Source organism: Amycolatopsis dendrobii (assembly GCF_014145675.1).
Lineage (GTDB): Bacteria > Actinomycetota > Actinomycetes > Mycobacteriales > Pseudonocardiaceae > Amycolatopsis > Amycolatopsis dendrobii.
Map to the genome: position 1 here is coordinate 279,321 of NZ_JACGZW010000005.1, position 25,959 is coordinate 305,279.

The window sequence follows — 25,959 nt, forward strand, 5'->3', positions numbered from 1 at the left end:
ATGTATCACGTGTTACATCTGCCCAGGTAGCGCCGCCAGGAACGCGCCGACCGTTCGATCCGCTAGCGCCTGACGCTCCGCCATCGGCAGCGAGAGACACTGCAGCGTCACGCCGTCGATCATCGCGAGCACCTGCGCCGCCACGTTCTCGGACAACCCAGCGTCGACACACCACTGCCGCAGTTCACGGTCGAGGTTCGCGTTTTCCTTCTGCAGCACCGGATCCACGACGGCCGCCGCCGCGTACGCGAGCCACACCCTGGCCCGCCGCGCGCGCGGTTCGTCCAGCGGCAGCCACAGTTCGACGAAACCGGCGATCGATTTCGGTTGCGCCGCTTCGATTTCGGCCAGGAACTGCTCGCCCGCGTACTCGAAACCGGCGCGCACGAGGTCGTTCTTCGTCCGGTAGTAGTACTGCACCTGCGCTGGGGAAACACCCGCCGCCGCGGCGACCGTCCGCACGCTGAGCGCGCCGATTCCCTGCTCGGCCAGCACATTCAGCACCGCATCGAGCACGTGGGCGGCACGCTTCACCGCCGGGACGCCCCCGTGCGCGCCCGCCACGCGACCGCGATCAGCTCAAGCACCCCGAGCACTCCCACGACCACGCCGACCTGCCGCAACCCGATCACCGGCGTCTCGACGTCGTGGAACCCGAAGTACAGCACCGCACCGACGACCACCATCAGCACGCCGACCAGGACCTGTCCCCTCGCGCCGTTCATCGCACCCCTCCTATACGAACGTACAATACGACCGTACAGGCTCAGCCGGCTTTCCGCGCGGCCACCCGCTCGACGATCCCGGCCTTGCTCCGCTCCGCCCGCTCCACTTCGAAGCCTGCCGCGGCGAGCAACGGCAGCGGCCGGCGCGTCAGGTAGTCCCCCAGCCGGGACACGGTCAGCTTCTCCAGGAGCCGCTGACCAGCGAGAACGAACCGGCGATGGCTGCCGACGTGGTCCAGCAGCAACAACCGCCCGCCCGGCCGAAGCACCCGGTGCATCTCCGCGATCGCGCCGCGTTCGTCCGGGACGCCGCACAGCCCGAGCGTGCAGACGACCGTGTCGAATGCGCTGTCCGGGAAGGGAAGAGACTGCGCGTCGGCCTCGGTCAGCGTCGCCTCGCGGCCGGTCTCGGCGGCCCGGCGGCGGGCGAGGTCCAGCATCGACGGGCTGAGGTCGATCCCGGTCAACCGCACGTCCGGCGGGTACAACGGCAGATTCCGGCCGGTCCCCACGGCGACCTCCAGCACCTCTCCCGAGGCCTGCCCGCACACCCATTCGCGGCCGTCGGCCAGCAGCGCCCGCTCGAACCACGCGATGTCCCGGTCGTAGCGCGGCGCGGCCTCGTCCCACGTCCGCCGCAGCCAGTCCGGTCCCCGTTCCGCCATCGTCGCGAACTCCTCTCCGCCGAGGTCCTCTCCGGCTACCCTCGCATCCCGTGAGGGGCTTCGACTACGACGCCGGCCGGACCTGATGTCACAAACTCCCGGCGGCCGGCGTCCTATGGCCGATCGAGCCCAGAACGCGAAGGAGCCACCCATGACAGCGCCCGGCGAAGCGAGCCCGGACCTCGCCACCGAGACCTTCCTCGCCCACCGGAACCTGCTGTTCACCGTGGCCTACGAGATGCTCGGCTCGGCCGCCGACGCCGAGGACGTGCTGCAGGAAACCTGGCTCAAGTGGGCCGGGGTCAACCTCGAGGAGATCCGCGAGCACCGCGCCTACCTGGTCCGGATCACCACCCGCCAGGCGCTGACCCGGCTGCGCACGCTCGGCAGGCGCAAGGAGTCCTACGTCGGCACCTGGCTGCCCGAGCCGCTGCTCACCGCGCCGGACGTCGCCGAGGACGTCGAACTCGCCGACAGCGTCTCGATGGCGATGCTGCTGGTGCTCGAAACGCTGCGGCCGACCGAGCGCGCGGTGTTCGTGCTGCGCGAGGTCTTCGACGTGCCCTACGACGAAATCGCCGAAGCCGTCGGCAAAACCCCGGCCGCGGTGCGGCAGATCGGGCACCGGGCGCGGTCGCACGTCTCGGCCCGCCGTCCGCGCGGCGACGTCACGCCCGCCGAGACCCGCGGCGCGCTCGACGCGTTCCAGAAGGCCGTCGAAACCGGCGACCTGCAAGGGCTGCTGGATCTGCTCGCACCGGACGTCGTCTTCCTCGGCGACGGCGGCGGCGTCAAACAGGCGGTGCCGCGGCCGATCGTCGGCGCGGACAAGGTCGCGCGGCTGCTGGCCGCCGGGCACGTCCGGCTCCCCGAGCCGCTGCGTCCGACGCAGGTCAACGGGCACCCGGCGCTGGTGCTGAAGCTCGACGGCGAGGTCGACACCGTGCTCACGCTGCGCATCGACGAGGGCAAGATCACCGGCCTGTACGCGGTGCGGAATCCGGCGAAGCTGTCGCACATGGACACGGAAACGGCCCTTCGCCGCTGACTTCCGCCGGTGCTACGGACAGTAGCCCCGGCACTGGCGCGCGCCACCCGGTCGGACCATGCCATCCTGGTCCGGCCAGGGGCGGCCCGACGGGCCGCCGCCGTACCGAGGAGAGGACCGACGTGGGCGTTGTCAGCTGGATCGTGCTGGGCCTGATCGCCGGATTGATCGCGAAGGCCCTCATGCCGGGCAAGGACCCGGGCGGCTGCATCATCACCATCCTGCTCGGGATCGGAGGCGCGTTCGTGGGCGGCTGGATCGGCAAAACGCTGTTCCACACCCAGCTCGGGACGTTCTTCGACCTGCGCACGTGGGGTCTCGCGGTGCTCGGCGCGCTGGTCATCCTGACCGGCTACCGGCTCATCGTGGGCGGCCGCCGCCGCGACTGACCCGCACCGGCGGCCCGCTGCCGAGTGCGGCGGGCCGCCCTCGCTCCGCCGAGGGTTCGCCCCGTCCGCCGGCTCACCCGCACGGGGCTTCGAATCGAACTCAGCCCCGGATTCCGGCCGCGTTTCGTGGCAGAATCAGCGGAGAAAGTCCCGGCAAGGTCGACGGGCGGAGCGGACGATGGCGCTGCGCGACCACGAACAACATCAGCTGGACGAGATCGAGCGCTGCCTCGCCCAGGAAAATCCACGCCTTGCCCGCCGGTTCGAGAAGTTCCGCCCGATGCCCGCGGTCACCTTCGCCGCGGCCGCACTCGGAGTGCTCAGCGTGTTCCTGACCGGGCTGGTCACCCTGGTGGTCGGGTTCGGGATGGGCTCGGTGGCGCCGATCGCGGTGGGCGCGGTGCTCACGACGGCGATTCCGCTCGCGATCGTCTGGTTCTACCGCTGTCACTGGCGCTGACGTCCCGCCCCGCGCCGACGGTCCGGCACGCGATGCCGAAGTCCGGGAGCAGTGGGCGCGGTCGGCGGTCTCTCAGGCGGCGCGTCCTCGCGCGAACCGGCGGTACAGCGCGAATCCCGCTATCGCGGTAACCAGTTCCCAGGCGATCGTCGTGATCACCGACACCGACAGCACGTCGAGGCGGTCCGGCGACGAGGACCGGAGCTGGCCCCGTGCGTCGACGCGGACGCGGGTCAGGCCGCGCGCCGCCGGGTCGGAGCGCAGCGGGATGTCCGCTTGCTCGACGCCGCCGTCCGGTGCGGTCCACGTGACGCGCCGCGTGTCGGGCATCGCGGCGCCCTCGCTCCCGCGCAGCGCGCCGGATCCGGGCTCGACGGAGGCGACGACGGACCGGCCGGGCGCACGGGCGATCGCCGCCGAGCCCTGCCGGTGGATCCACAGCCCCAGGCACAGCCCGGCCACCGCCGAGACCGCGACGGCCGCGGCCAGGACGGAAAGGAGGAACACGCGCCCGCGCACCGCGGACGCGCGGAAACCACCAGAAGCCATGCCCCGAGAATGCCGCGAAAACCGGGATCTTGGCAGGGTTTGCGGACAACTGTGCCCAAGTCGCAGGAAAGAGCGCCCGCCGTGGGCAATCGAAACCTGGACGATGTCCGATTTCACCCGTTCTTTTCACTCATTCGTGGGTAACGACACACCGAGGCAACCCCGATGCCGCAGCCGGATCGGCGATCCGCGCGCCATTCCGCACCGACGGAAGCGCTCAGTACCGAGCCGTCAGCCGATCGTGCTGACACGTCGTTTATTGCCGCCGTCTTCCGTTAGTACGTGGAATTCTCCCCGGCGCGCACAATCATTCCCCGTCACCCGCCGGACGCGCTCAGCAACGCCTGTCCGGTGGCCGTCACCGCGTGCCGGACGGTCTTCCCGTCCTGCTGGCTCTCCACCAATCCCGCGCGGCGCAGAACACCCGCGTGCTTGCTCGCGGCGACCGGGGTCACGCCGATCTCCCCGGCCAGTTCGGCGGTGGACAGCGGGACCGCCAGCGCGTGCAGCGCGCGGGCACGGGTCGCGCCGAGCAGGTCCGGCAGCGGGTCCTGGGCGGTATCGCCCGAGGTGAGCGCGCGCTCCGCGGACCGGACCAGTACCACCGGCGGCTCTGGTCCGGTCGCCGGATCCGGTTCCACGACGCGGAAATAGGCCGGGATCACGAGCAACCCTCCGAAGTAGACACTGCGGTCCGCGAGAGGCTCGCCGGAGAATTCCGTGCGCTCCCAGGGAATCGCCGCTCCGGCCTGTTCGGTGCGGACGGCCGGCGTCTGCCGCGCGAGGCCGTACGACGTGAGCGCCGACCCGAGCAGCGCACGCGCCCCGTCCGCCAGTTCCCCGACCCACGACGGCGCGACCCCGTGCACGAAGAACGTCTGAAGGTCGGCGCGCAGACTCGTTTTCTCCACGCGCACGACGCCGTCGCCCGCGACCGGGCCGATCTCCCGCCGCCGCTCCGCCGGTCTCAGCACCCCCGTGCGGCGGACCGCCGCTTCGCCGCCGCCGGACTGCCCGCCGGACGGCAGCGCCTTGACGGCCCGGTTGCGGAACTCCAGCGCGGGCACCGGACGGGGTTGCGGAAGCAGCCCCTCCCGGCGAAGCTGCTTGCGGGCACGCGCGGACCAGACCCGCAGCCCGCCCGCCGGGCGGCGGCTCTGCAGCGCGGTGAGGCTCAGCACCAGTTCCCACAGCGGATCGGGGCCGGTGCGCCGCCTCGTCCGGCCGAAATCGTCGTCGGTGAAATGAATGCGCAACGCCATGTGCTCCCCCTGCCCCCCGACATGGTTGCACTTCCAGGGTGCCGCGCGAATGCTCCGCTGTCCAGGCGATTGTTCGATCGGGGGAAAGAACCCACCGAATGCGAGCGAATCTCGCTGAATCAGGTGGCCCTTCCGCGGACTGTCAGTCGCGCTAATCGGCATCCGCATTCGGCGCGCGTGCGGCGTGCACGCCCGGATGCACCCGGATCCAGGCTGTGCAGGCGGGCTTCCGGGCGAGCGGGCGGCGCGGCGGAGTGCCGGCGGACCAGCAGTTCCCGACATTTGCCGCAGCGATTTCCCCCAGCCGGGCGACTAATGCGCCCGAACCCGCGAAACGGGGCCCGGCCCCGTGGGCCGGACCCCGTTTCCGGTGCCTTCAGTGCGTCGGGCTCAGCCGAGCAGGAGGCCGTTGCCGCCGGCGACGGCGTTGTCGAAGCGCTTGCTGATCTCGGCCCAGTTGAAGATGTTCCACAGGGCGTTGACGTAGTCCGGCTTCACGTTCTTGTAGTCCAGGTAGAACGCGTGCTCCCACACGTCGACCAGCAGGATCGGCGTGGTCGGCAGGATCAGGTTGTTGTGGTGGTCGCGCAGCTGCTGGGTGATCAGCGTCTTGCCGATCGGGTCCCACGACAGCGCGCCCCACCCGTTGCCCTGGATCGTGGTGGACACGGCGGTGAACTGGGCCTTGAACTTGTCGAACGAGCCGAACGCCTCGTCGATCGCCGCGGCCAGCTCGCCGGTCGGCTTGTCCCCGCCCTCCGGCGAGAGGATCTTCCACCACACCACGTGGTTGGCGTGCCCGGCCAGGTTGAACGCCAGCGTCGTCTCCAGGCCCACGATCGAGCCGAAATCGCCCGCCTCCCGCGCGGCGGCGAGCTTGTCCAGCGTGTCGTTCGCGCCCTTCACGTAGGTCGCGTGGTGCTTGCTGTGGTGCAGCTCGTTGATCTCACCGGAGATGTGCGGCGCGAGGGCACCGTAGTCGTAGTCGAGTTCGGGCAGCTCGTACCGGGCCATGGGGCCCTCCTTCTGTCTTCGACATCAAGTCTTGCCCCCTCGAACCTAGTAGCACACCCGCGCCCCGGGCGAGCGGGGGCGGCCTCCGGGCCACGGGCTGGAACCTGCTTGAGTGAATGTTCAACTTCCAGTATCGGGCCGCTTTCGCCGACCACTCAGCGTGACCGCTTCGTGCGCCCCGCCCCGGTTCCCCGGCGCCAGGTACGGTTGCTCCCATGGCACCGTCCCGGCTCGGCAGCGTGCAGCGGGTGCTGCTGCTGCTCGCATTGGCCCTGGGCGTCGCCGTGATGCACCACGTGCCTTCGCCGGGTGCCGGGCATGCCATGACGAGCCAGATGTCCGTCGAGGCGCACTCCGTCACCCCGGCCCCGGTTGGCCCAGCCGTCGACTCCGGCATGCCCGCTGGCGAACACTCGATGCTGCACCTCTGCCTCGCGGTTCTGTACGCGGCAGGCGCGCTCGTCCTGGGCCTGCTGGTCTTCCGCCGCTACACCGCGGCAAAGGCCGTTTTCGACGGCACCCGCGGCTCCCCCGCCGCCGACCGCCCACCCGACAGACGGGGCCGGGCCGTCCTGACTTCTCTCTGCGTGCTGCGGACCTGATCGGTATTTCCTTTCCGGTCTTTCCTCGCAATTTCCCTTTTGAGAGAAGGTTTTTTCGTGCGCAAAATCTTTTTCAGCGGTGCCGTGCTGACCGCGTCGCTGCTGCTCGGCGCGTGCAGCGGCCCGGAATCGCCCGCCCCCGCACCCAGCTCGCAAGCGGGACACAACGCCGCTGACGTCACGTTCGCCCAGCAGATGATCCCGCACCACCAGCAGGCGCTGGAGATGGCGAAAATGGTGCCGGCGCGCAGCAGCGACCCGAAGGTCGTCGACCTCGCGGGCCGGATCGACCGGGCGCAGGACCCGGAAATCCGGCAAATGCAAGGCTGGCTGAAGGCTTGGGGCGTCGCCGCGACCAGCCACTCCATGCCCGGCGGCCACGAAATGTCCGGTGACCACACGATGACCGGCATGATGTCCGACGCCGACATGAAAAGCCTCGACGCCGCCCGAGGCCCGGCCTTCGACCGGTCGTGGCTGGACATGATGATCAAGCACCATCAGGGGGCGGTCGAGATGGCGAAGACGGAACTGGCCCAGGGGGCGGATGCCGGGGCGAAGGCGCTGGCGCAGCGGATCATCGACGCGCAGGAGGCGGAGATCGCCGAGATGCGGGGGCTGATGAAGGGCTGATGGGGCGGGGCACCGGAGTCGGTCGGGCGGCTCCGGTGCCGCTGCTTCGTGGCACTGCGGATATCGATGCGCGACGGGCCGAGACCGCTGAGGGACACAGGGAGACGGCGCGGGTGCCGGAGCCGTTGGGCGGCATGGCCCTGCCGTCGACGCGCACCAAACCAGGACCACTAAAAGACACAGGCTGACAGCGCGAGCGCCAGAGCCGTCAGGACAGCATGGCGCTGCCGTCGACGCGCACCAAACCAGGACCACTAAGAGACACGGGGTGCTGCCGGGCACCGGAGCTCGATCGGCCCTGCTGTGCGGCGTGGTGTGGTCCTCCGGGGTCTGATGGCGCTCGTCAGCGGACTCACCTAGGTGAGTCCGCTGACGGTGGCCGGGCCCGCCCCACCGCGGCAGGCCCGGCCACCGTCAGCCGGTCATGGGCGGGAGCGGCGGCGACGGGAGATCAGCAGCAGTACTCCACCAGCGGCCAGCAGCGCGATCGCCGCGATTCCCACCGGGATCAGCACCACGCCGGTGGACGCCAGCGGCGGTTTCGGCGATGGCGGCTGAACCGGCGGCGTCGGCGGGGCTGTCGGCGGGGCCGGCGGCGTCGGCGGGGTCTTCGTGAGCGGGGTGGTCGTCTCGCATCGCTCGTCGGTGGAGGCGTCGGGGCAGTTGGTGCCTGGCGTGGTCGAGGAAATGACGTTGCGGAGGCTCTGCCCGGCGCCGATGGGGGTCTTGACCTTCACGCTGTAGGTGACCGTCGCGATCGCACCCAGCGGCAGGTCTCCCGTCCAGGTCAGGCGCGGTGCCGTGTAGGTCGTCGAGCCGGTCGAGGCGGTCACGTCGTTGTTGTAGGCCGCGTTGGCGAGGACGCCGGTCAGGTCGTCGGTGAAGGTGGCATCCTTCAGGTCCGTCTGACCGGTGTTCTTCGCGGTCACGGTGTAGGTGACCTGGTCTCCCGCCTTCGCCTCGGTGACGCTTGCCTTCTTCTCCAGGATCAGGCCCGCGACCGGTGTCGTGGTTCCGCATCGCGGATCCTTCGACTCCGGCGGGCAGTTCGTGCCCGGGGTGTCCGACGTGACGACGTTCGCCAGCGTGTGGTCGCCCTTCACCGGGTTGTTGACCGTGACGCTGTAGGTGACCGTCGCGGTGGCGCCGACCGGCAAATCGCCCGTCCACGTCAACCGCGGAGCCGCATAACTCACCGAACCGACCGAAGCCGAAGCATCATCGCCGTAAGCGGCGTCGTCGAGGACCTTCGACAGGTCGTCGGTGAACGTCGCTCCCGTTTGGACGATCTGGCCGGTGTTCTTCACCGTCACCGTGTAGGTGACCTTCTCCCCCGGCTTGACGTCCTTCTTGTCCGCCACCTTCGTGATGTCCAGGCCAGCGACCGGAGTCGTCGTCCCGCACCGAGGGTCGGTGGATCCAGGCGGGCAGTTACCGCCGGGTGTGTCCGACGTGACCACGTTCGCCAGCTTGAAATCACCCTTGACGGGGGTGTTCACCGTGACGCTGTAGGTGACCGTCGCGGTGGCACCGACCGGCAAATCGCCCGTCCACGTCAACCGCGGAGCCGCAAAACTCACCGAACCGACCGAAGCCGAAGCATCATTGCCGTAAGCGGCGTCGTCGAGGACCTTCGACAGGTCATCCGTGAACGTCGCACCAGACAACACAGTCTGACCGGTGTTCCGCACCGTCACCGTGTACGTGACCTTGTCCCCAGGCTTCACCTCCTTCTTGTCCACGACCTTCGAGATATCCATGCCCGAGACCGGAGTCGTCGTCCCGCACTGCGGGTCCGTCGACCCTGGCGGGCAGTTCGACCCCGGCGTATCCGACACCACCACGTTCGTCAGCCGGTGGTCGCCCTTCACCGGCTTCGCCACGGTCACGCTGTAAGTCACCGTCCCCGAAGCGCCCACTGCGAGATCGCCAGTCCACGTCAATCGAGGAGCAGCATAGGTCACCACACCGACAGAAACGGTCGCGTCGCCGTTGTAGGCGGCGTCGTCGAGGACCTTCGACAGATCGTCCGTGAAGGTCGCGCCGGACAACGAAGTCTGGCCGGTGTTGCGCACGACCACGGTGTACTTCACGGTGCCGCCCGGGTTCGCGCTAGCGGGATCCGCGACCTTGCTGATCGCGATGCCGGAGACCGGCGTCGTCGTGCCACAGCGCGGGTCCGTCGATCCCGGCGGGCAGTTCCCGCCCGGAGTGTCCGACGTGACGACGTTCGTCAACCGGTGGTCGCCGCCCGCCGGGTTCTTCACGGTGACGCTGTAGGTCACCGTGGCCGAAGCGCCGATCGGCAAGTCGCCGGTCCAGGTCAAGCGAGGGGCAGCGTAGGTCACCGCACCGGCAGAAGCTGCCGCGTCGCCGCCGTAGACAGCGTCGTCGAGGACCTTCGAAAGGTCGTCGGTGAAGGTCGCGCCAGGCAACGGAGTCTTGCCGGTGTTCGTGACAGTCACTGTGTAGGTGACCTTGTCCCCGGGGTTCGCCGACGGCCTGTCGACCTTCTTCTCGATCGTCATGCCCGGCAGCGGGGTCAGGGTCGAGCACTTCGGGTCCGTCGAACCGGGTTCGCAGTTGCCGGGCACGGGTGTGCTGACCGTGTTGCGCAACTGGTGGTCGCCGGAGATCGGATTGTGCACGGTGACGCTGTAGGTCACCGTCGCCGAGGCTCCCACCGGCAGGTCGCCCGTCCACGTCAACCGGGGTGCGGTGTAAGTCGTCGAGCCCGCTGAAGCGGACGCGTCGTTGTTGTAGCCGGCGTCGTCCAGCACCTGCGACAGATCATCGGTGAAGCTCGCGTCCGGCAGCGGGACCTGGCCGGTGTTGGTCACCTTCACGGTGTAGGTGACTTTGTCGCCGGGGTTGGCGGTCTGCTTGTCGACAGTCTTGGCGACCGTCAGTTCCTTGCCCGGCGTCGTGGTCGAGCAGGACGGATCGGCGGAACCCGGCGGGCAGTTGGTGCCAGGTGTCGAGGACGTGACGACGTTGTGGAGCTTCTTGTCCCCCGGATCCGGGTTCTTGACCGTGACGCTGTAGGTCACCGTCGCGGAACCGCCGACCGGCAGGTCGCCGGTCCACGTCAGTTTCGGTGCGGTGTAAGAGACCTGCGCGGCAGGCGCGGCATCGTTGTTGTAGCCGGCGTCGTCCAGCACCTGGGACAGGTCGTCGGTGAAAGTCGCGCCGGGCAACGGGGTTTGGCCGGTGTTGGTGACGGTGATCGTGTAGGTCACCTTGTCGCCGGGCACGACCTGGTCCCGGTCGGCGGACTTGGCGATCCGCATTCCCGACACCGGCGTCGTGGTGCCGCACCGGGGATCGGCCGACCCGGCCGCGCAGTTGCTGCCCGGGGTGGCGGAGGTGATCGTGTTGATCAGCTTGTGGTCGCCGGTCACGGGATTCTTCACCGTGACGCTGTAGGTCACCGTCGCCGAACCGCCGACCGGAAGGTCGCCGGTCCAGGTCAGCCGAGGCGCGGCGTAAGCCACCGAACCCGCTGAGGCCGACCCGTCGCCGTTGTAGACAGCGTCGTCCAGCACCTGCGACAGATCATCAGTGAAAGTCGCACCGGACAACGGAGTCTGCCCAGTATTGCGGACGGTCACGGTGTACCGGACCGGATCGCCCGGGTTCGCGCTGGTCTTGTCGACCGTCTTGGCGAACTCGATCCCGGACACCGGCGTCGTGGTCGAACACGCCGGATCCGTCGAACCGGCGACACAGTTGTTGCCTGGAGTCGTCGAGGTGATCGTGTTGACGAGCTTGTGGTCGCCGGTCACGGGATTCTTCACGGTGACGCTGTAGGTCACCGTCGCCGAAGCACCCACCGGGAGATCACCGGTCCAGGTCAGCCGAGGCGCGGCGTAAGCCACCGAACCCACCGACGCCGACGCGTCACCGGCATACCCGGCATCGTCCAGCACCTTCGACAAATCATCAGTGAAAGTCGCCCCGGACAACGGAGTCTGGCCAGTGTTCGCGACAACGACCGTGTACGTCACCTGATCGCCGGGATTCGCGGACTGCTTGTCGGCCTTCTTCTCGATCCGCATCCCGGACACGGGAGTCGTCGTAGAGCACACCGGGTCGGTCGAGCCGGCGGCGCAGTTGTTCCCCGGAGTCGTGGACGTGACGGCGTTGACCAGCCTGTGGTCCCCGGTGTCCGGATTGTTGACCTTCGCCGAGTAGGTCACCGTCACGGTGCCGCCGACGGGAATGTCGCCGGTCCAGGTCAGCCGCGGTGCCGCATAACTCACCGCACCCGCGGAAGCCGACGCATCGCCGTTGTAGACAGCGTCGTCCAGCACCTTCGACAGATCATCGGTGAAAGTCGCCCCGGACAACGGAGTCTGGCCGGTGTTCGCGACGGTCACGGTGTACTTCACGGTATCGCCGGGCTTGGCGCTGGCGGGAGCGGCGGTCTTGCTGATCCGGATTCCGGAGACCGGCGTCGTGGTGCCGCACCGGGGGTCGGCGGACCCGGCCGCGCAGTTGCTGCCCGGGGTCGTCGACGTGATCGCGTTGACCAGTTTGCGGTCGCCCGGATCAGGATTCCTGACCGTGACGCTGTAGGTGATCGTCGCCGAAGCGCCGACGGCCAGGTCGCCAGTCCAGGTCAGTTTCGGTGCGGTGTAAGAGGTTTGGGCACCGGGAGCGGCGTCGTTGTTGTAGACGGCGTCGTCGAGGACCTTCGACAGGTCGTCGGTGAAGGTCGCGCCGCGGGCCGCGACCTGGCCGGTGTTGCGCACGACGACCGTGTACTTCACGGTGTCGCCGGGGTTCGCCGACGCCTTGTCGGCGGTCTTGGCGATCTCGATTTTCGTGCCGGGCACCACCGTCTCCGCGCAGGACGCGGTGGTGTCGTCCGTGCACTGCCGGTCCGGCGGGACGGTCGGCGGCGGGCCTTCGGTCACCTTCGCGCGGTTGATCAGTGTGGCGCCGATGGTCGCGTCGTTGATCCGGACGTGCACGGTCATCGTGGCCTGGCCGCCCACCGGAATCGCCGCCGCGTGCCATTGCAGCGGGCCGGTGCCGGTGACGGTGCCGCTCGCGGTGTCCGCGCTGACGAACGTCGTGCCGGGCGGGAGCGTGTCCGTGACGGTCGTGGGCGGCACCGCGATGTGGCCGGTGTTGTCCAGTGTGACGGTGTAGGTCAGCTGGTCGCCGGGCAGCGCGTTCGCCTTGTCCACGACCTTGGTCAGCGTATAGTCCGGCGCCGCGACCACGTTGCGGACGGTGTTGCTGGTCCGCGTCTGTTCGCGGCCGGTCTGCTTGCCCTGGAAGACCACTGACGCGGTGTTGTCGAGGCGGGTGCCAGGGGCGACCGTCGGCGAAACGGTGACGCGGAAGCCGATGTGCGTGCTCTGTCCCGGGGCCAGATCGGGCAGAGTGCAGGTGACGACTTGGCCGGACGCCGTGCATCGCGGGTCCGAACCGGCCACATAGGACACTCCGGCGGGCAGCGTGTCGGTGACGACCACGCCGGTCGCGGTGTCCAGGTTGGTCGTGCTGCCGTCGGGGTTCCGGTTGGCGATGTCGAGCCCGTAGGCGATCTCGCCGCCGCGCCCGACCCAGCCGGGCGGGCGTTCCTGGAGGTTGCCCTCGGGGTCGTTGCTCTTGACGATCTGCAGGTTGGGCTCGTTGGCCTCGGCCATCAGCCAGACCGTCTGCGGGTAGAGCGCGTCCCCGGTGGTCCCGACCTTCAGCTGCGCCCGGTCCGCGCCGGCGGGCAGCTTGCCGGTGACGTCGACCGTGCGCGCGTCGTAGCCGAAGTTGTTCGCCGGGTTCGGCGTGCGGTCGGCGACGTTGCTGCCGGTGCCGCTCGCGGTGACCCGGTCGATCCGGCTGCTGAACGCGTTGGTCGTGCTGGTGCCGCCGGGCGCGGGCAGCGTGAGCCGCTGCAGCGACGAGGCGTCCCAGCCGAATTCGAGGTAGTCGCCGGAGATGTTGGCGTCGCCGTCGCCGACGACGACCCCGAGCGTGGCCGCGGGAGCGTGGTCGCCCGGGGTGCGGATGCCGTTCAGGTCGATGTTCGTGGCGGTGGGGCTGCCGCCGCCCCGGACCCAGTCGAAGCCGTCCCAGATCTGCAGGTAGCGCAGCGGATCGGTGTCCAGCTGATATGCCACGACCAGGGACCAGCCGCCCCAGCAGCCGAGGTTGCTGGCGGTGTTGGCCGAGTTGCCGCGACAGGCCTGGAGGTCGGCCACGGTGTAGGAGCCGCCGCCCGCCTGTTTGACCAGATCGGTGACGTCCTTGACGCCCGCGTGCGCGGTGATCTGCGGGGATCCGCCGCCCAGCGCGTCGAACCAGTCGTAGGTGTCGGCGGTCAGCCGCTGATACGTCGCGGCGCCCGGCGCTTTGAACGCGACCTGGTTCGCCCGGGACGGATCGCCGGAGTCGGCGTTCGACGAGATCGGATTGACCTGCCAGTAAAGCCGGGCGGACAGCACGGTCGCTCCGGGCGGGACGGTCAGGTTCGCGCTCGAGGCGGTGTTGCCCGGCGCGGCCGGATCGCTCTTGACCCAGTAGCCGTAGGCGGAGTTGTTCGCGGTCTCCCCGCAGGACGCCGGCACGGTGCCGCAGCTGACGACCGAGTTCGACGCCATCGTGATCGCGCCGTGGGCGACCGTCGAGAAGGCCGGGTCGGGGCCGATTTTGCGCGGAGTGCCGAGACCTCTCGGCTCGGCCGCTCTCGGTTGCGGTGCGGCGGCCGGTGCGGAGGTAGTCGGGGTGGTGCTGGACGGAGCCGGGCTGGTCTCCGCCGAAGCCGGTGCCGAAGTCGAAGTCGACGACGGGCTCGCCGGGCCGACGCTGGGCGGCAGGGTCGCACCTATCGCAGGCGCGGCACTCGCGATTCCGACAGCGAAAACCGCCGCGAGCGCCGCGGCGGCGCGCTTCCCGCGGGAGCGCATGAATCCGGAACTACGGGCCATCACACAAGCTCCCACGGAGAAGGACGGAATTGTCGAGTTGCTTACCCGCGTTCATCGACACCAGGCAGGGAAATTCGTACCGCGCTCTCCCCCGTGGCGGGGAGTTCACGAGCCCGGAATCACCGCATAGGGGGACCCCAACCAGGTAAAACTGGCGTCAGCGCCGAAAACGGGGAAGATTTCCGGAACCACCCGTCACGCCCTGAGGGGGTGTTGCCATTCGCCTCCGAAACTGTGCCGGGATCCGCGCAGACGCACCGCGAATATTTCTCGGAAAAGCCGTCCCGGCCACCCGCCGGCAAACCGCTCCCGCTCGGTTCGGGGGTCTCGTCGACAGTCCGGTGCCCGTCCTCCGGTGCGGCGTCGGCGCGGAATCGCTCGCCGCGGCCTTAGGGCATCCGGACCGGCCGGTGCACACGACCGGCCTGCCGGGGACCGCGTTGCAGCTCGCCGTGCGGCGGCTGCCGCTCTCCCTTGGCGAGCGGAAGGCGGAGGTTCGGTTCGCGCATCGGGCCGCGTCCGCGACCCGTCCCGGGGCGGCCGAATTGCTGGACAATGCCGGCGATCTCCGGAAAGCGCTCGCGTTGGACTGAGGCGTTTTCTGGTTGACTCGAAGACATGACTGCAGAGGCGAGCGGCGGTCCGTCGCCGGCGGAACTGGCCGGATACGTGCGGGTGGCGCGCGATCACCGCGAGCACGAGCGGTACCACTCGGTGCTCAAACTCGAGGAGTCGGCGGCCTGGCGGCGCGATTCGAACGCCTTGAAACTGCTGGCCGCCCGGTGGTCGGGCAGTCCCGCGCCCGACCGGCTCGACCCCGCGCACGGTGCCGTCGGCTGCGTCGACCTCAACGATCCGGCCGTGGTCGCGACGACCGGGATCCTGTTCATGGAAGGCGAATCCGAACCGGCGGAGATCACCGCCCTGCGCAGCCGGTTCGAGCAGGCCGCCGTGCGGTACCAGCAGTTGTCCCGGTGGCTGAACGACCACATGACGGCGGAATGGCCGCGCCTGCGCTCCCTGCTGGTCCCCGATCTGGTCGAAGCCGCCCGCCCGCGGTTCCGGGCTCTGACGCGCACGACGGAAGCGGCCAACGCCTACAGCCTGGTCGCCCGGTTGCTCGACTCGGCCGTCCATACGCTCAAGGTGCAGGACCTGACTCCCGAAGGAGTCCGCCGCGATCCTGCTGCTGCGGCGAAGATGGTGCTGACCGCGTCGTGGTTCATCGATTCCGCGGCTTCCGCGCTTGCTGAAGCCGGTGCGCAGCTCGGTTTGTCCGATCCGGATTGGAGCAGTTTCATCGCGCTCGCCGAGGCGTGATCTTGTTCGTCAGCCCTGCCGCTTGACCATCTCCGCGATCCACACCGGTGCGTACGGCGAGGTGCAGTTCGGCGGCGTCGGATAGTCCTTGAGCACGCCCAGCCGCTCCCCGATGCCGATCGCGCGGGCGCGCAGGCCGGGGTTCTCGATGCCGATCTGGGCGAGGCAGTGGTTCATCGCCCACTGCAACCGCTGCGGGGCGCTTTTCATCTCGGCTTCGATGACGTCGAGAAGCCCGGGCAGATCGAGGCCGTCGGGCTTCTTGGCGACGCGCTCCGCGGTGAGTGCCCAGCCCGCGCTCGCGACCACCGGATCGGGGTCGTCGAGCCAGGCGGTGCGGAGGTCCTCGGCGTGGCGGCTCTTCTTGACGATGTTCGCGAGGAGCCAGTCGTGGACCTTGGGTGTGCCCGCCTCGCGCAGCATCCGGTCGAGGTCGTCGCGGTCGAACTGCTTCGGCCGCGCGACGAGGACCGCGAGAAGGCGGGCGTTGGTGTCGCCGGTCTGCCAGAGTTCGCGGGCCAGGCCAGGCTGGGCTTTGAGCTCCTTCGCGAGGGCGCGGAGCTTGCCGAGGTTGACGCTGTGGTCGTCGCCGTGGTTCTCGTTGACGGCCCGGATTTTGGGGTCGTGCAGTTCCGCGAGGCGGTCGAGGATCCCGGAAAGGGTTGCTTCGGCCACGGGAACCTCCCTGCTCAGGTGCGGACAGGGCCGAGCATACGGGTTTCCGCCGGCTCGCCGGTTCGTGAGGGGAACGGTCAGCGGGGCTGCGCACCGGGGGCGGAGTGCTGACTCCCGGCCAGGAACTCCTCCGGAGCGGGAATCGGCGCCCGCACCCAGTTGTCCACCCGGGTGAACGTCGCGCCGCCCATGCGGCCCACCGGGTGGTACACGTCCTGGTCCAGCCGTCCGTCCGGGCGCAGCAGCCGGTCGTCCACCGCCACTCCCACCACCTCGCCGAAGACCAGGTGCGAGCCCCTGAACTCCTCGACCTTCACCAGCGTGCACTCCAGGCTCGGGCCGGCCCCGGCGGGATGCGGCACGCCGATCCGCACCCCGGGCGTCCACGACAACCCGACGTGCTCCGCTTCGTCCACTGAGGAGTCCACTGTGGATGCAGTACGCGCGACCAGTTCCTCCTGGCCGCTCAGCGCTATCGTGATCGCGAACTCGCCCGTGGCCTCGATATTGGCCAAAGTGTCCTTCGGCGCTTCCGAAATCGAGAAGAGCACTGTCGGCGGGTCCATGGTCAGCGGCGCGAAGTAGCTGAACGGCGCGAGGTTCCGCACTCCCGCGCCGTCCACCGTGCTCACCCACGCGATCGGCCGCGGGACGACGGCGTTCTTCACCATCCACACGAAAGCGCCGCGGTCAGCGTCGGTATTGCTGCTGTACACGAAACCTCACTCTGTCACTACCCGTCCCCCGAGCATGGTCAGTTCCGACCGTACGCTCAGCAACTCCGGGCCCGCAGCGGTGACCGGATCGTGGGCGAAGACCGCCAGGTCGGCGAGGGAGCCGACGCTGAGCGTGCCCTTGGCGGTCTCCGCGTGTTCCAGCCAAGCCGGGCCGGTGGTCCACAGCCGCAGAGCTTCTTCCCTGGTGAGCGGGCTGGCCACCGCGGAGTAGGCGTTCGGGCCGGGCGAGCCGGTGAAGGTCGCGACGCCGCGGCGCCAGTCGGGCACGGTGACCGGGGCGTCCGAGCTGTCGGCGACCACCACGCCGTGGTCCAGCAGGGCTCGTGCGGGGAAGGCGTCGGCCCATCGAGCCTCGCCCAGCACGCGGACCATTGACGGGCCGCTGTAGGTGCGCATCAGCGAGCTGGTGATGACCCCGATTCCCGACCGAGCCAGGCGGGAGAGCACGGCGGAGGACAGGAAAGTGCCATGGATCAGGGCGTGCCGTGCCGCCGGCCAGGGGTCGGCCGCCTGGGCCGCCTCGATCGCGTCGACTACCGCGTCCGCGGCTCGGTCCCCGGTCACGTGGACTTGCACGCGAACCCGCCGGATGTGGGCGGCCAGGACCAGTTCGTGCAGCTCACGCACGCGCGCGTCGTCGTCGGGGCCGAAGGTCACCAGGCTGCCGTGCCCGCCGGAGGGGTACTGCGAATGCATCCACGCGGTGCAGTGCGTCGGCACCCCGTCGGCGAACAGTTTGATGCCGCCGATCCGCAGCAGGTCGTCGCCGACGGAGAAGTCCGTCTCGTCCAGCAACTGCGCGAGCGAGGTGGCGGAGGTCGTCGGCGATGGCCAGTTCCAGTGCAGCAGCGCGGTGATCCGCATCCGCAGCCGGCCGGCGGCGTGCAGGTCCCGGTAGTCCTGCCACAGGTCAGGCGGGACGATCGGGTCGGTCACGCTGGTCATCCCGAGGGCGTTCAACCGTTCCATGCCGCGCACGATCGAATCCAGCCGGACGGCCCGGCTCGGCTTCGGCACCAGCGAAGCGACCAGTTCCTGCGCGCTCTCGACCAGGATCCCGGTCGGCTCGCCAGCGGAGTCCCGCACGATCTCCCCGGCTTCCGGATCCGGTGTCGCCGCGGTGATTCCGGCTCGCTCAAGCGCCGCGCTGTTCGCCCACACCTCGTGTGACGACGCGTGGTGCAGCACGGTCGGCTGCGAGCCAGTCACGCCGTCGAGCCAGGCGCGGGTCGGAGCCGCCCGGCCGCCGGCGAATTCGGCGATCGTCGTTTCCCGCCAGCCGCGGCCGACGATCCACTCCCCCGGCGGCGCGTCAGCCAGCGCACGAGCCACCGAATCCAACGAAGAGGCGGCGGAAAGGTCCACACAGAACTCCGGACCGGCGGCGGCGTGGAAAGCCAGGTGCAAATGCGCGTCGTTCAGTCCAGGCAGGACAGTCCGGCCCGCCAGCTCGACGACCCGCGCATCCGGTGCGGCAGCGGCGGAAACCGTCTTGTCGTCGCCGACCGCGGCGATCCGGCCGTCCGAAACCAGCACCGCGGAAACGGTCCCGGCTACCGGATCGAACGTCCGGACCACGCCGCCGCGCAGCAGCACATCCTCAGTCATACCGCCGCCAATTCCGGAACGCCGCCGCTCGGCACCACGGCCTGATGGTCCGGATGCCACGCCACGACCACCTCGTCCCCCGGCCGATGCTCGTGCGCGACCCCGGCCGACAGCACCGCACAACCGCGCGCGCCATCGGAATACCGCAGCCAAATCCGCGTGTGGTCGCCGACGTACACGATGTCGGTCACCTGCGCGCTCGCCCGCTGGTGTCCACTCGGGACTGGCTCCGCGGAAGTGTGCAGGGTCAACCGTTCCGGCCGCACGACAGTCACCTCCCCCGGCGTCAGCGACAACGCGTTGGACTCCCCGACGAACTGCGCGACGAACAACGTTTCCGGCCGCTCGTACAATTCCTCGGGCGTGCCGACCTGTTCGATCCGGCCGTCGTTGAACACCGCGATCCGGTCCGACAACGTGAGCGCCTCCTGTTGATCGTGCGTCACGAAGAGGAACGTCATGCCCAGTTCCCGGTGCATCCGCGCGATCTCCCGCTGCAATTGGTCGCGCAGCTTCTTGTCCAACGCGCCCAAAGGCTCGTCCATCAGCAACGCACGCGGTTCGTACACCACCGCGCGTGCGAGAGCGACGCGCTGCTGCTGACCGCCGGAAAGCTGGCGCGGCAACCGATCCCGCACCGCCGACAGCCCGACCAGCTCCAGCACCTCGTCCACCCGCCGCGCGATCTCGGGCTTCGGCACCTTGCGCTGAGTCAGTCCAAACGCGACATTGCGCGCCACCGACATGTGCGGGAACAGCGCGTACTGCTGGAAAACCACGCCGAGGTTCCGCCGGTGCGGTTTGAGCCGCGAGATCTCCTGACCGTCCACAGTGATCGATCCGGACGTGAGCGGGGTGAACCCGGCGATCATCGACAGCATGGTCGTCTTGCCCGAACCGGACGGGCCGAGGAAGGTCATGAACTCGCCGTCGGCGATGTGCAGCGAAACGTCGTCCACGGCGGGCCGGCCGACGCCGGGGTAGGCCTTCGTCACGTGTGCGGTCGCGATTCCGTCAGTCATGATTGCTCTTTTCGGCGCAGAACGGCGGGGACGAACAGCAGGATGGTGGTGAACACGACGATCAGGCTCGACGCGGCGGCGATCGTCGGGTCGATTTCCAGCACGATCGATTCGTACATTTTCACCGGCAGCGTCTTGATCGCCGGCGTCTGCAGGAACAACGCGACCACGACCTCGTCGAACGACGTGGCGAAGGCGAACACGAAGCCGGACAGCACGCCGGGCGCGATGATCGGGAGCACGACCTTGCGCAGCGTCGTGAACCGGGGCGCGCCGAGGCTGGCCGCGGCTTTCTCCATGATCGGGTCGTATCCGGCGAGGCTGGTCTGCACCGAAGTGAGCACGAACGGCAGCCCCAGTACCGCGTGCGCCAGCACGAAACCGAGCATCGTGCCGTTCAGCTGCCAGCGCAGGAAAACGCCGTAGATCGCGACCGCCACCACGATGCCGGGCAGGATCATCGGAGCCATCAGCAATTGCCGGACGACGCCCCGGCCGCGGCTGCGCATCCGGTCGAGCGCCAGCGCGGCCGCCACGCCGAGCACGGTCGCCAGCGCCGCCGCGAGCAGCCCGACCTGCACCGAATTCGCCAGTGCGGCCAGCCATTGCTTGCTGGTGAAGAACTCCGCGTACCAGTGCCACGACCAGTCCTTCGGCGGGAACTCGAACGTCGAGCCCGCGCCGAAGCTCATCGGGATCACCACGAGCGTCGGCGCGACGAGCACGAACGCGACGAGGGCGACCCAGACGCGCAGGCCCCAGCCGAGGCTCCGCTGCCGCACCGCGGCGGCCCTGCTGATGGACGGATTGTCAGCCACGGTCGGCACCTCCGGCCGCACTGGTGCCCAGCGGCGCGGCCACACGGCTGAGCACGGCGAGCACCACGAGCGTGACGACCAGGAGGATCGTCCCGAGCGCGCCCGCGCCCGCGAAGTCCAGCAGGTCGTTGACCTGGGTGCCGATCACCTGCGCGACCAGCGCCTGCTGCGGCGTGCCGAGCAGCGCCGGGGTGATGTAGAAGCCCAGCGACATGATGAACACCACCGAAACCCCGGCCAGCACGCCCGGCATCGACAGCGGCACGTATACCCGCAGGAACGCCACCGGACGCCGCGCGCCGAGGCTGCCCGCCGCGTGCAGCAGGCTGCGGTCGATGCTGAGCATCGAACTTTGCAGCGGCAGCACCATGAACGGCAGCATCACCTGCACCATCGCGACCGTCACGCCGGCCACCGAACCCAGCAGGACGACGCCGTCGATGCCGATCGCCGACAGCATCCGGTCGATGACGCCGCCGCGCTGTTCGAGCACGTACCAGGCGAAGTTGCGCGCCATCAGGCTCGTCCAGAACGGCATCAGCACCAGCAGCGTCAGCACCGACCGGGCACGACGGCCGACGAGGGTCATCGCGTAGGCGTAGGGGTACGCGATGACGAGCGTCGCCACGGTGATGATCAGCGCGGTCCGCAGGGTCCGCAGCAGCACGCGGATCTGCACCTCGTCGCCGAGCACCGCCAGGTAATTGGCGACCCCGAACGAGGGCTCGGTGAAGCTCCGCCACAGGATCACGGCGAGCGGGTAGAAGAAGAACACCAGCACCACCGCCGCGGCGGGGAGCAGCAGCCACGAGGTCCGCCGTTTCTCGCGCCCGGCCCGCGGCACGGCCGGGACGCGAGTCGCCACGGCGGTCATCCGGTCGTCCAATCCGACCACGCCTTCACCAGCTCGGGCCGGTTCGCCGCCCAATAGCGCACGTTGCTGAGCACTCGCAAGTCCTCCTTGCCCTCGCCCCAGATGTCGAGCTGGCGGCCGATCTCCGAACGGGCGGCGGGGGCGGCCGTGTTGGCCGGTCCCACGCCCGCCCGCGCGGCGAAGTCCGCCGCTTGCGCCGGCTGCGAGGCGAAGCGGATGAGCTTCTTGGCCTCCTCGGCGCGTGCCGTCCCCTTCGGCACCACGAGTACGTCCCAGGTCACCGGCACCGGGATGTCCGGCACCACCTTCCAGTTCGTCGCCCCCGCCTTGAGCAGCGAGAACGCCCGTGCGCTGACGATCAGCGCCAGGTCCGCCTGTCCGCCCGCCATGCGCTGCTGCTGGTCGCCGTAGGTGCTGCTGATGGCCAGCTGCGGCCGGATCCGGTCGTACATCCGCAGCGCGCGGCGCATGTCGAGCGGGTAGAGCTTGTCCCGCGGCACGCCGTCGGCCAGCAGCGCGGCTTCGATGGTGCCGACGCTCGGGTCGCCGCCGTAGATGATGCGGCGGCCGGGGAACTGCTTCGGGTCGAAGAAATCCGCGAGTTTCGCCGGCGGATGCTGGCCGTAGACCTTGGAGTTGTACATCAGCATCATGCCGAAGAAGGCGTCCGGCACCCCGCAATCGGTGAGCGAGCCCTCCGGGAACCCGGCGGCCTGCGCGCCCATGTCGACGGGTTCGAGCAGGCTCCCGCACACCGCGGCGGCGGCGGACGCGTCGGTGTCGACGACGTCCCAGGTCACCTTCCCCGCCTCGACCATCGCCTTGAGCTTGGCGTTGCTCGACGGGCCGTCGAGGGTGACCGTGGTCCCGGTCTGCTTCTCGTACGGATCCAGCCACGCGGCGCGCTGGCCCGCCTGGTAAGCGCCTTGGCCGTAGGACACGAACACGAGCGAGTTCGGCCCGCCTTCGGAAATCGCGCAGCCGGCGGTGGTGAGCAGAAGCGCGGCGGACAGCAGCGTCGGTATCCGGCGTCTCATGGCTCCTCCGTTCAGCTCGCCGCGACCGCGACGTGCTTGCACAGCACGTCGGCCAGCGTGTCGATCTGGTCCTCGGTGATCACCAGCGGCGGCGACAGCACGATGCTGGTCCCGGACGCGCGGACCACCACGCCGTCCGCGCGGCAGCCCGCCTGCACCGGCGCGGTCGGCCGGTCCGCGAACTCGATGCCGAGCATCAGGCCGACGCCGCGGACCTCGCGCACGTGCGGCAGTTCGGCGAGCGGGTCGAGCCGCGCACGCAGCCTGGCGCCGAGGGCGGTGGCGCGTTCGAGCAGGTTCTCCTTTTCGATGAGGTCGAGGTTCGCCAGCGCGACCGCCGCGCCGACCGGGTGGCCGTTGTAGGTGAAACCGTGCAGGAACGTCGCGCCTTCGGCGAGTTCGAGCACCCTTCGTCCAATGAGGACCGCACCCATCGGAATGTACCCGCTGGTGAGCCCTTTCGCGGTCACGATCATGTCCGGTTCGACGCCGAAACGCTCGCTGCCGAACCAGTGCCCGGTACGACCGAACGCGGTGACGATCTCGTCCACGATCAGCAGAATCCCGTTTCGGCGCAACACTTCCTGCACGCGCGGCCAGTAGCCCTCCGGCGGCGGCACCATTCCGCCGACACCGAGCACAGGCTCCCCGATGAACGCGGCGATCCGATGTGGACCGATCTCCTCGATGCGCTGTTCCAGCTCTGCCACCAGAATGTCTGTCGCGTCGGGACCGTGCTCGATACCGTGCGGTTTGCCGAGCCATTCGACGTCCGGCAGCAGCGGGCCGTACCCGGCGCGCAGGCCCTCGATGCCGGTCGCGGCCAGCGAGGCGCCGCCCATGCCGTGGTAGCCGCCGTGCCGTGCCAGCACCACCGTGCGCTCCGGCGAACCGGCGTGATGGAAGGCGAGGCGGGCGAGTTTGATCGCGGTTTCGTTGCCCTCCGAACCGCCGTTGGTGAGGAAAACCCGCTCCAGACCCGCCGGGGCGAGCGACAGCAGGCGTTCGGCGAGCCGGATCGACGGGGCGTTGGAGTAGTCGCCGAAGGACGAGTAGAACTCCAGTTTGCGGATCTGCTCGGCAGCGACGTCGGCGAGTTCGGCACGGCCGTGGCCGACCGGGCACTGCCACAGGCCGCAGGTGCCGTCGAGGTACTGGTTGCCGTCGGTGTCCCACAGCAGCGCGCCTTCGCCGCGGTCGAGGACGAGCGGTTCGGCCGGATCGCCGATGACGGTGTGCGGATGGATGAGGGTGCGCTGATCGAGGGAGGCGAGGTCAGTCAATGCGGATTCCTTTCGGGGAGCGGTTCAGAACCGCAGAGCGACGGCTTTGGTCTCGGTGTAGGCCTCGATGCCTTCGGCCCCGCCTTCGCGTTCCTGGCCGGAGTTCTTCTGGCCGCCGAAGGGAAGTTCCGGGCGCACCGGAGCCGGGTCGTTGACGCCGAGCACGCCGAAGTCGAGCCGGTCGAGCGTGCGCCAGACGCGGCGCAGATCGGTGCCGAACACGTAGGCGGCGAGGCCGTAATCGGTGGAGTTGGCCAGTTCGACGGCCTCGTCGTCGGTGCGGAAGGCCGACACCGCGAGCACCGGGCCGAACGTTTCCTCGCGGCTGATGAGCATGTCCGGCGTGACGCCGTCCAGCACGGTGGGCTCGAAGAAATGGCCCGGCAGCGCGGAATCCGTCCACCGGTTGCCGCCGACGAGCACGCGCGCGCCCTTGCCGACCGCGTCCGCGACCTGGTTCTCGACCTTCGCCAGCCCGGCCTCGTCGATGAGCGGCCCGACGTCGGTGCCCTCGGCGTCGCCCCGGCCGACCTTCAGCGCGGCGGTTTTCTTTTCGATCAAGGAAAGCAGATCGTCGCGGACGCTTTCGTGGACGTAGAGCCGGTTCACCGCGGTGCAGCTTTGCCCGGCGTTGAAGAACTTCCCGGTGACGACGCCCGCCGCGGCCGCTTCGAGATCGGCGTCGTCGAACACGATCGCCGGTGAGTGCCCGCCCATTTCGAGCGACGTGCGGCGGAGGATGTCGCCGGTCTGGCGCAGCAGGCCGAGCCCGACCTCGGTTGACCCGGTGAAGCTGACCTTGCGCAGCCGCCGGTCGGCCAGCAGCGCGCCGACGAGTTCGGCCGGCCGCGCGGTGGTCAGCGACTGCAGCACGCCGCCGGGCAGTCCGGTGTCCTGCACGATCTCCAGCAGCGCGGTGGCGATCAGCGGGGTCTGCTCGGCCGGTTTCGCGATGACCGGACAGCCCGCCGCGAGCGCGAGCCCGACCTTGCGGATCAGCATGCTGGCCGGGAAGTTCCACGGCGTGATCGCGAGCACCGGGCCGACCGGGGCGCGCAGCACGAGGCCGGGACCGGCCGCGTTCGCCGGGGTGACCCGCCCGTACGCGCGGCGGCCCTCCTCGGCGGCCCACTCCAGCATCCGGGCGGCCCCGGCCAGTTCGCCGTTCGCCTCGGCGAGCGGTTTCCCGTTCTCACGGCTCAGCAGCGCGGCCAGTTCGCCTTGCCGGGCACGGATTCCGGCGGCCGCGGCGCGCAGGTGGCCGCTGCGGGTCTCCGGATCGGCGCCCGCCCAGCCGCGGGCGGCGCGCGCGGCCGCGGCCAGTGCGTCTCGCGCCCGCTCGGGCCCCGCGTCGGCGGCCTGGCCGACGACGGCGAGGCTCGCGGGGTCGACGACGTCGAACGTCGCCGGGGCGGACTGCCAGCGGCCGTCGATCAGCAAGGTCGCGGCGGCGGTGTCGGGCATCGGTACGCCTTTCGGGTCGGCGGGTTCGGGATGCGCCGAGTCTGACCCCTAGGTGTTGATTAAGTCAACACCTGAGCGGCGGCGAAATTCCGGAAAGGACAGTGGGAAGTTCTTGCGGTGCAACGGTATCCGGCAACACTTCGACCCCGGCTGCGTCGTGCGCGGCCGGGGTGAGGACTCGAGTTCGGTTACCGTGCGGCCGCGAGCAGGCCGCGCAGGGCTTCGAGCGCCGGGCCTGGATCGACGTCCGGGTCCGCCGCCTGGTGCAGGAACATTCCGTCGAGGGCGTAGAACACGAGCTGGGCCAGCCCGCCGTCGGCCGACAGTTCCTTGCCGACCGCGGCGAGATAGCCGCCGTAGAGCCGCCGCACGACCGGCCGCAATTCGGGCCGCCGCGCCGCCTCCACGACCAGCTGGTACTGGAACACTTGCAGGTCCGCGCTGTCCCGGAACCGCTGGCGCACCTCGGGACCGTCCGCGTAGACGCCGGTGCGGGCGCCGATCAGGCCGTTTTCCGCGCTTTCCTCCAGCACCAGGTCCAAAGAGGACTGGAGGAGGTCGTCGATGGAAGAGAAATGATGCTGGACCGCGCCGGTGGTGCAGCCCGCCGCCCGCGCGACCGCCCGGTAGGTGAGGCCGCGCAGCCCGTCGGAAGCGACCACGCCGACCGCCGCCCGGCGCAGGGCGAGCTTCGTCCCGGCGGGGTCGTCCGCGGTTCCGGACCGGCTCATCCGCACCTCCTCGGCCGCCGTCGGGCCTACGCTACATTACATTTGTAATGTGAACCAGAGCGACGGGTGCCCCGAAGACAACTCGCGAGCTGCAAGGGCTTCCGG

At 69.6% G+C, this 25,959-nt stretch carries 24 protein-coding genes; 7 read left to right on the forward strand and 17 right to left on the reverse strand.

Annotated features, from left to right (window positions below; genetic code table 11):
• Positions 1-12: 12 nt before the first annotated feature.
• Genes H4281_RS16345 through H4281_RS16355 form a run of 3 tightly spaced genes read right to left on the reverse strand, consistent with a single transcriptional unit; the run spans position 13 to position 1,390 of the window.
• On the reverse strand, positions 13-534 hold the full coding sequence (locus H4281_RS16345) for a TetR/AcrR family transcriptional regulator (protein WP_182891775.1): 522 nt from the start codon (positions 532-534) through the stop codon (positions 13-15).
• Entirely contained in the window at positions 531-725 is a 195-nt protein-coding gene (locus tag H4281_RS16350) for a DUF5708 family protein (RefSeq protein WP_182891776.1), read from the reverse strand. The genes H4281_RS16345 and H4281_RS16350 overlap by 4 nt, the downstream gene beginning before the upstream one ends.
• Positions 726-766: 41 nt before the next feature.
• Positions 767-1,390 (reverse strand): class I SAM-dependent methyltransferase, encoded by a 624-nt coding sequence (locus H4281_RS16355; protein ID WP_182891777.1) that lies wholly within the window; start codon positions 1,388-1,390, stop codon positions 767-769.
• Between the two features lie 151 nt (positions 1,391-1,541).
• Between H4281_RS16355 and H4281_RS16360 the strand changes: the two genes are divergently transcribed.
• The 3 genes from H4281_RS16360 to H4281_RS16370 all read left to right on the forward strand — a co-directional run bounded on the left by H4281_RS16360 (position 1,542) and on the right by H4281_RS16370 (position 3,287).
• Positions 1,542-2,438 carry an RNA polymerase sigma-70 factor gene (locus tag H4281_RS16360; RefSeq protein WP_182891778.1) on the forward strand — a complete coding sequence of 299 codons (897 nt, stop codon included), beginning with the start codon at positions 1,542-1,544 and terminating at the stop codon, positions 2,436-2,438.
• 122 nt (positions 2,439-2,560) lie between these two features.
• Positions 2,561-2,827, forward strand: coding sequence for a GlsB/YeaQ/YmgE family stress response membrane protein (locus tag H4281_RS16365; RefSeq protein WP_009077073.1), 267 nt, complete (start codon positions 2,561-2,563; stop codon positions 2,825-2,827).
• Positions 2,828-3,005: 178 nt separating this feature from the next.
• Positions 3,006-3,287 carry a DUF3040 domain-containing protein gene (locus tag H4281_RS16370; protein ID WP_182891779.1) on the forward strand — a complete coding sequence of 94 codons (282 nt, stop codon included), beginning with the start codon at positions 3,006-3,008 and terminating at the stop codon, positions 3,285-3,287.
• 72 nt (positions 3,288-3,359) lie between these two features.
• On the opposite strand, the gene H4281_RS16375 is transcribed toward H4281_RS16370, so the two are convergent.
• The 3 genes from H4281_RS16375 to H4281_RS16385 all read right to left on the reverse strand — a co-directional run bounded on the left by H4281_RS16375 (position 3,360) and on the right by H4281_RS16385 (position 6,112).
• Positions 3,360-3,836, reverse strand: a complete 477-nt coding sequence (locus H4281_RS16375) for a hypothetical protein (RefSeq protein ID WP_220507305.1) — start codon at positions 3,834-3,836, stop codon at positions 3,360-3,362.
• A gap of 317 nt (positions 3,837-4,153) precedes the next feature.
• Positions 4,154-5,098, reverse strand: a complete 945-nt coding sequence (locus H4281_RS16380) for a winged helix-turn-helix domain-containing protein (RefSeq protein ID WP_182891781.1) — start codon at positions 5,096-5,098, stop codon at positions 4,154-4,156.
• A gap of 390 nt (positions 5,099-5,488) precedes the next feature.
• Complete coding sequence (locus H4281_RS16385) at positions 5,489-6,112, reverse strand: superoxide dismutase (protein ID WP_182891782.1); 624 nt, start codon at positions 6,110-6,112, stop codon at positions 5,489-5,491.
• 215 nt (positions 6,113-6,327) lie between these two features.
• On the opposite strand from H4281_RS16385, the gene H4281_RS16390 reads away from it, so the two are divergent.
• Positions 6,328-6,714: a hypothetical protein gene (locus H4281_RS16390; RefSeq protein WP_182891783.1), complete on the forward strand. Its 387-nt coding sequence runs from the start codon at positions 6,328-6,330 to the stop codon at positions 6,712-6,714.
• A 57-nt stretch (positions 6,715-6,771) separates the two neighbouring features.
• Entirely contained in the window at positions 6,772-7,347 is a 576-nt protein-coding gene (locus tag H4281_RS16395; protein ID WP_182891784.1) for a DUF305 domain-containing protein, read from the forward strand.
• 422 nt (positions 7,348-7,769) lie between these two features.
• On the opposite strand, the gene H4281_RS16400 is transcribed toward H4281_RS16395, so the two are convergent.
• Positions 7,770-14,285 (reverse strand): DUF7927 domain-containing protein, encoded by a 6,516-nt coding sequence (locus H4281_RS16400; protein WP_246411913.1) that lies wholly within the window; start codon positions 14,283-14,285, stop codon positions 7,770-7,772.
• 341 nt (positions 14,286-14,626) lie between these two features.
• Here H4281_RS16400 and H4281_RS16405 point away from each other — a divergent pair, with 341 nt between their 5' ends.
• Both H4281_RS16405 and H4281_RS16410 read left to right on the forward strand, forming a co-directional pair.
• Entirely contained in the window at positions 14,627-14,878 is a 252-nt protein-coding gene (locus H4281_RS16405) for a hypothetical protein (RefSeq protein ID WP_182891785.1), read from the forward strand.
• 25 nt (positions 14,879-14,903) lie between these two features.
• Positions 14,904-15,605 carry a hypothetical protein gene (locus H4281_RS16410; RefSeq protein ID WP_182891786.1) on the forward strand — a complete coding sequence of 234 codons (702 nt, stop codon included), beginning with the start codon at positions 14,904-14,906 and terminating at the stop codon, positions 15,603-15,605.
• A 9-nt stretch (positions 15,606-15,614) separates the two neighbouring features.
• On the opposite strand, the gene H4281_RS16415 is transcribed toward H4281_RS16410, so the two are convergent.
• From H4281_RS16415 to H4281_RS16460, 10 genes are all read right to left on the reverse strand, one after another.
• Positions 15,615-16,280, reverse strand: a complete 666-nt coding sequence (locus tag H4281_RS16415) for a DNA alkylation repair protein (protein WP_182891787.1) — start codon at positions 16,278-16,280, stop codon at positions 15,615-15,617.
• Between the two features lie 77 nt (positions 16,281-16,357).
• Positions 16,358-16,996 (reverse strand): flavin reductase family protein, encoded by a 639-nt coding sequence (locus H4281_RS46230; protein WP_182891788.1) that lies wholly within the window; start codon positions 16,994-16,996, stop codon positions 16,358-16,360.
• Between the two features lie 6 nt (positions 16,997-17,002).
• Positions 17,003-18,625, reverse strand: a complete 1,623-nt coding sequence (locus tag H4281_RS16425) for an amidohydrolase (RefSeq protein WP_182891789.1) — start codon at positions 18,623-18,625, stop codon at positions 17,003-17,005.
• A complete protein-coding gene (locus H4281_RS16430; protein ID WP_182891790.1) occupies positions 18,622-19,647 on the reverse strand; it encodes an ABC transporter ATP-binding protein in 1,026 nt (341 codons plus the stop codon). The genes H4281_RS16425 and H4281_RS16430 overlap by 4 nt, the downstream gene beginning before the upstream one ends.
• The gene (locus H4281_RS16435) at positions 19,644-20,465 is read right to left on the reverse strand and encodes an ABC transporter permease (RefSeq protein ID WP_182891791.1); all 822 of its coding nucleotides are present in this window, start codon (positions 20,463-20,465) and stop codon (positions 19,644-19,646) included. Before H4281_RS16435 ends, H4281_RS16430 begins: the two co-directional genes overlap by 4 nt.
• Positions 20,458-21,339 carry an ABC transporter permease gene (locus H4281_RS16440; RefSeq protein WP_182892114.1) on the reverse strand — a complete coding sequence of 294 codons (882 nt, stop codon included), beginning with the start codon at positions 21,337-21,339 and terminating at the stop codon, positions 20,458-20,460. Before H4281_RS16440 ends, H4281_RS16435 begins: the two co-directional genes overlap by 8 nt.
• Positions 21,336-22,376 carry an extracellular solute-binding protein gene (locus H4281_RS16445; protein WP_182891792.1) on the reverse strand — a complete coding sequence of 347 codons (1,041 nt, stop codon included), beginning with the start codon at positions 22,374-22,376 and terminating at the stop codon, positions 21,336-21,338. Before H4281_RS16445 ends, H4281_RS16440 begins: the two co-directional genes overlap by 4 nt.
• A gap of 11 nt (positions 22,377-22,387) precedes the next feature.
• Positions 22,388-23,659, reverse strand: coding sequence for an aminotransferase family protein (locus H4281_RS16450; RefSeq protein ID WP_182891793.1), 1,272 nt, complete (start codon positions 23,657-23,659; stop codon positions 22,388-22,390).
• A 24-nt stretch (positions 23,660-23,683) separates the two neighbouring features.
• Positions 23,684-25,123, reverse strand: a complete 1,440-nt coding sequence (locus tag H4281_RS16455) for an aldehyde dehydrogenase family protein (RefSeq protein ID WP_182891794.1) — start codon at positions 25,121-25,123, stop codon at positions 23,684-23,686.
• 188 nt (positions 25,124-25,311) lie between these two features.
• A complete protein-coding gene (locus tag H4281_RS16460; RefSeq protein ID WP_182891795.1) occupies positions 25,312-25,854 on the reverse strand; it encodes a TetR/AcrR family transcriptional regulator in 543 nt (180 codons plus the stop codon).
• Positions 25,855-25,959 lie beyond the last annotated feature (105 nt).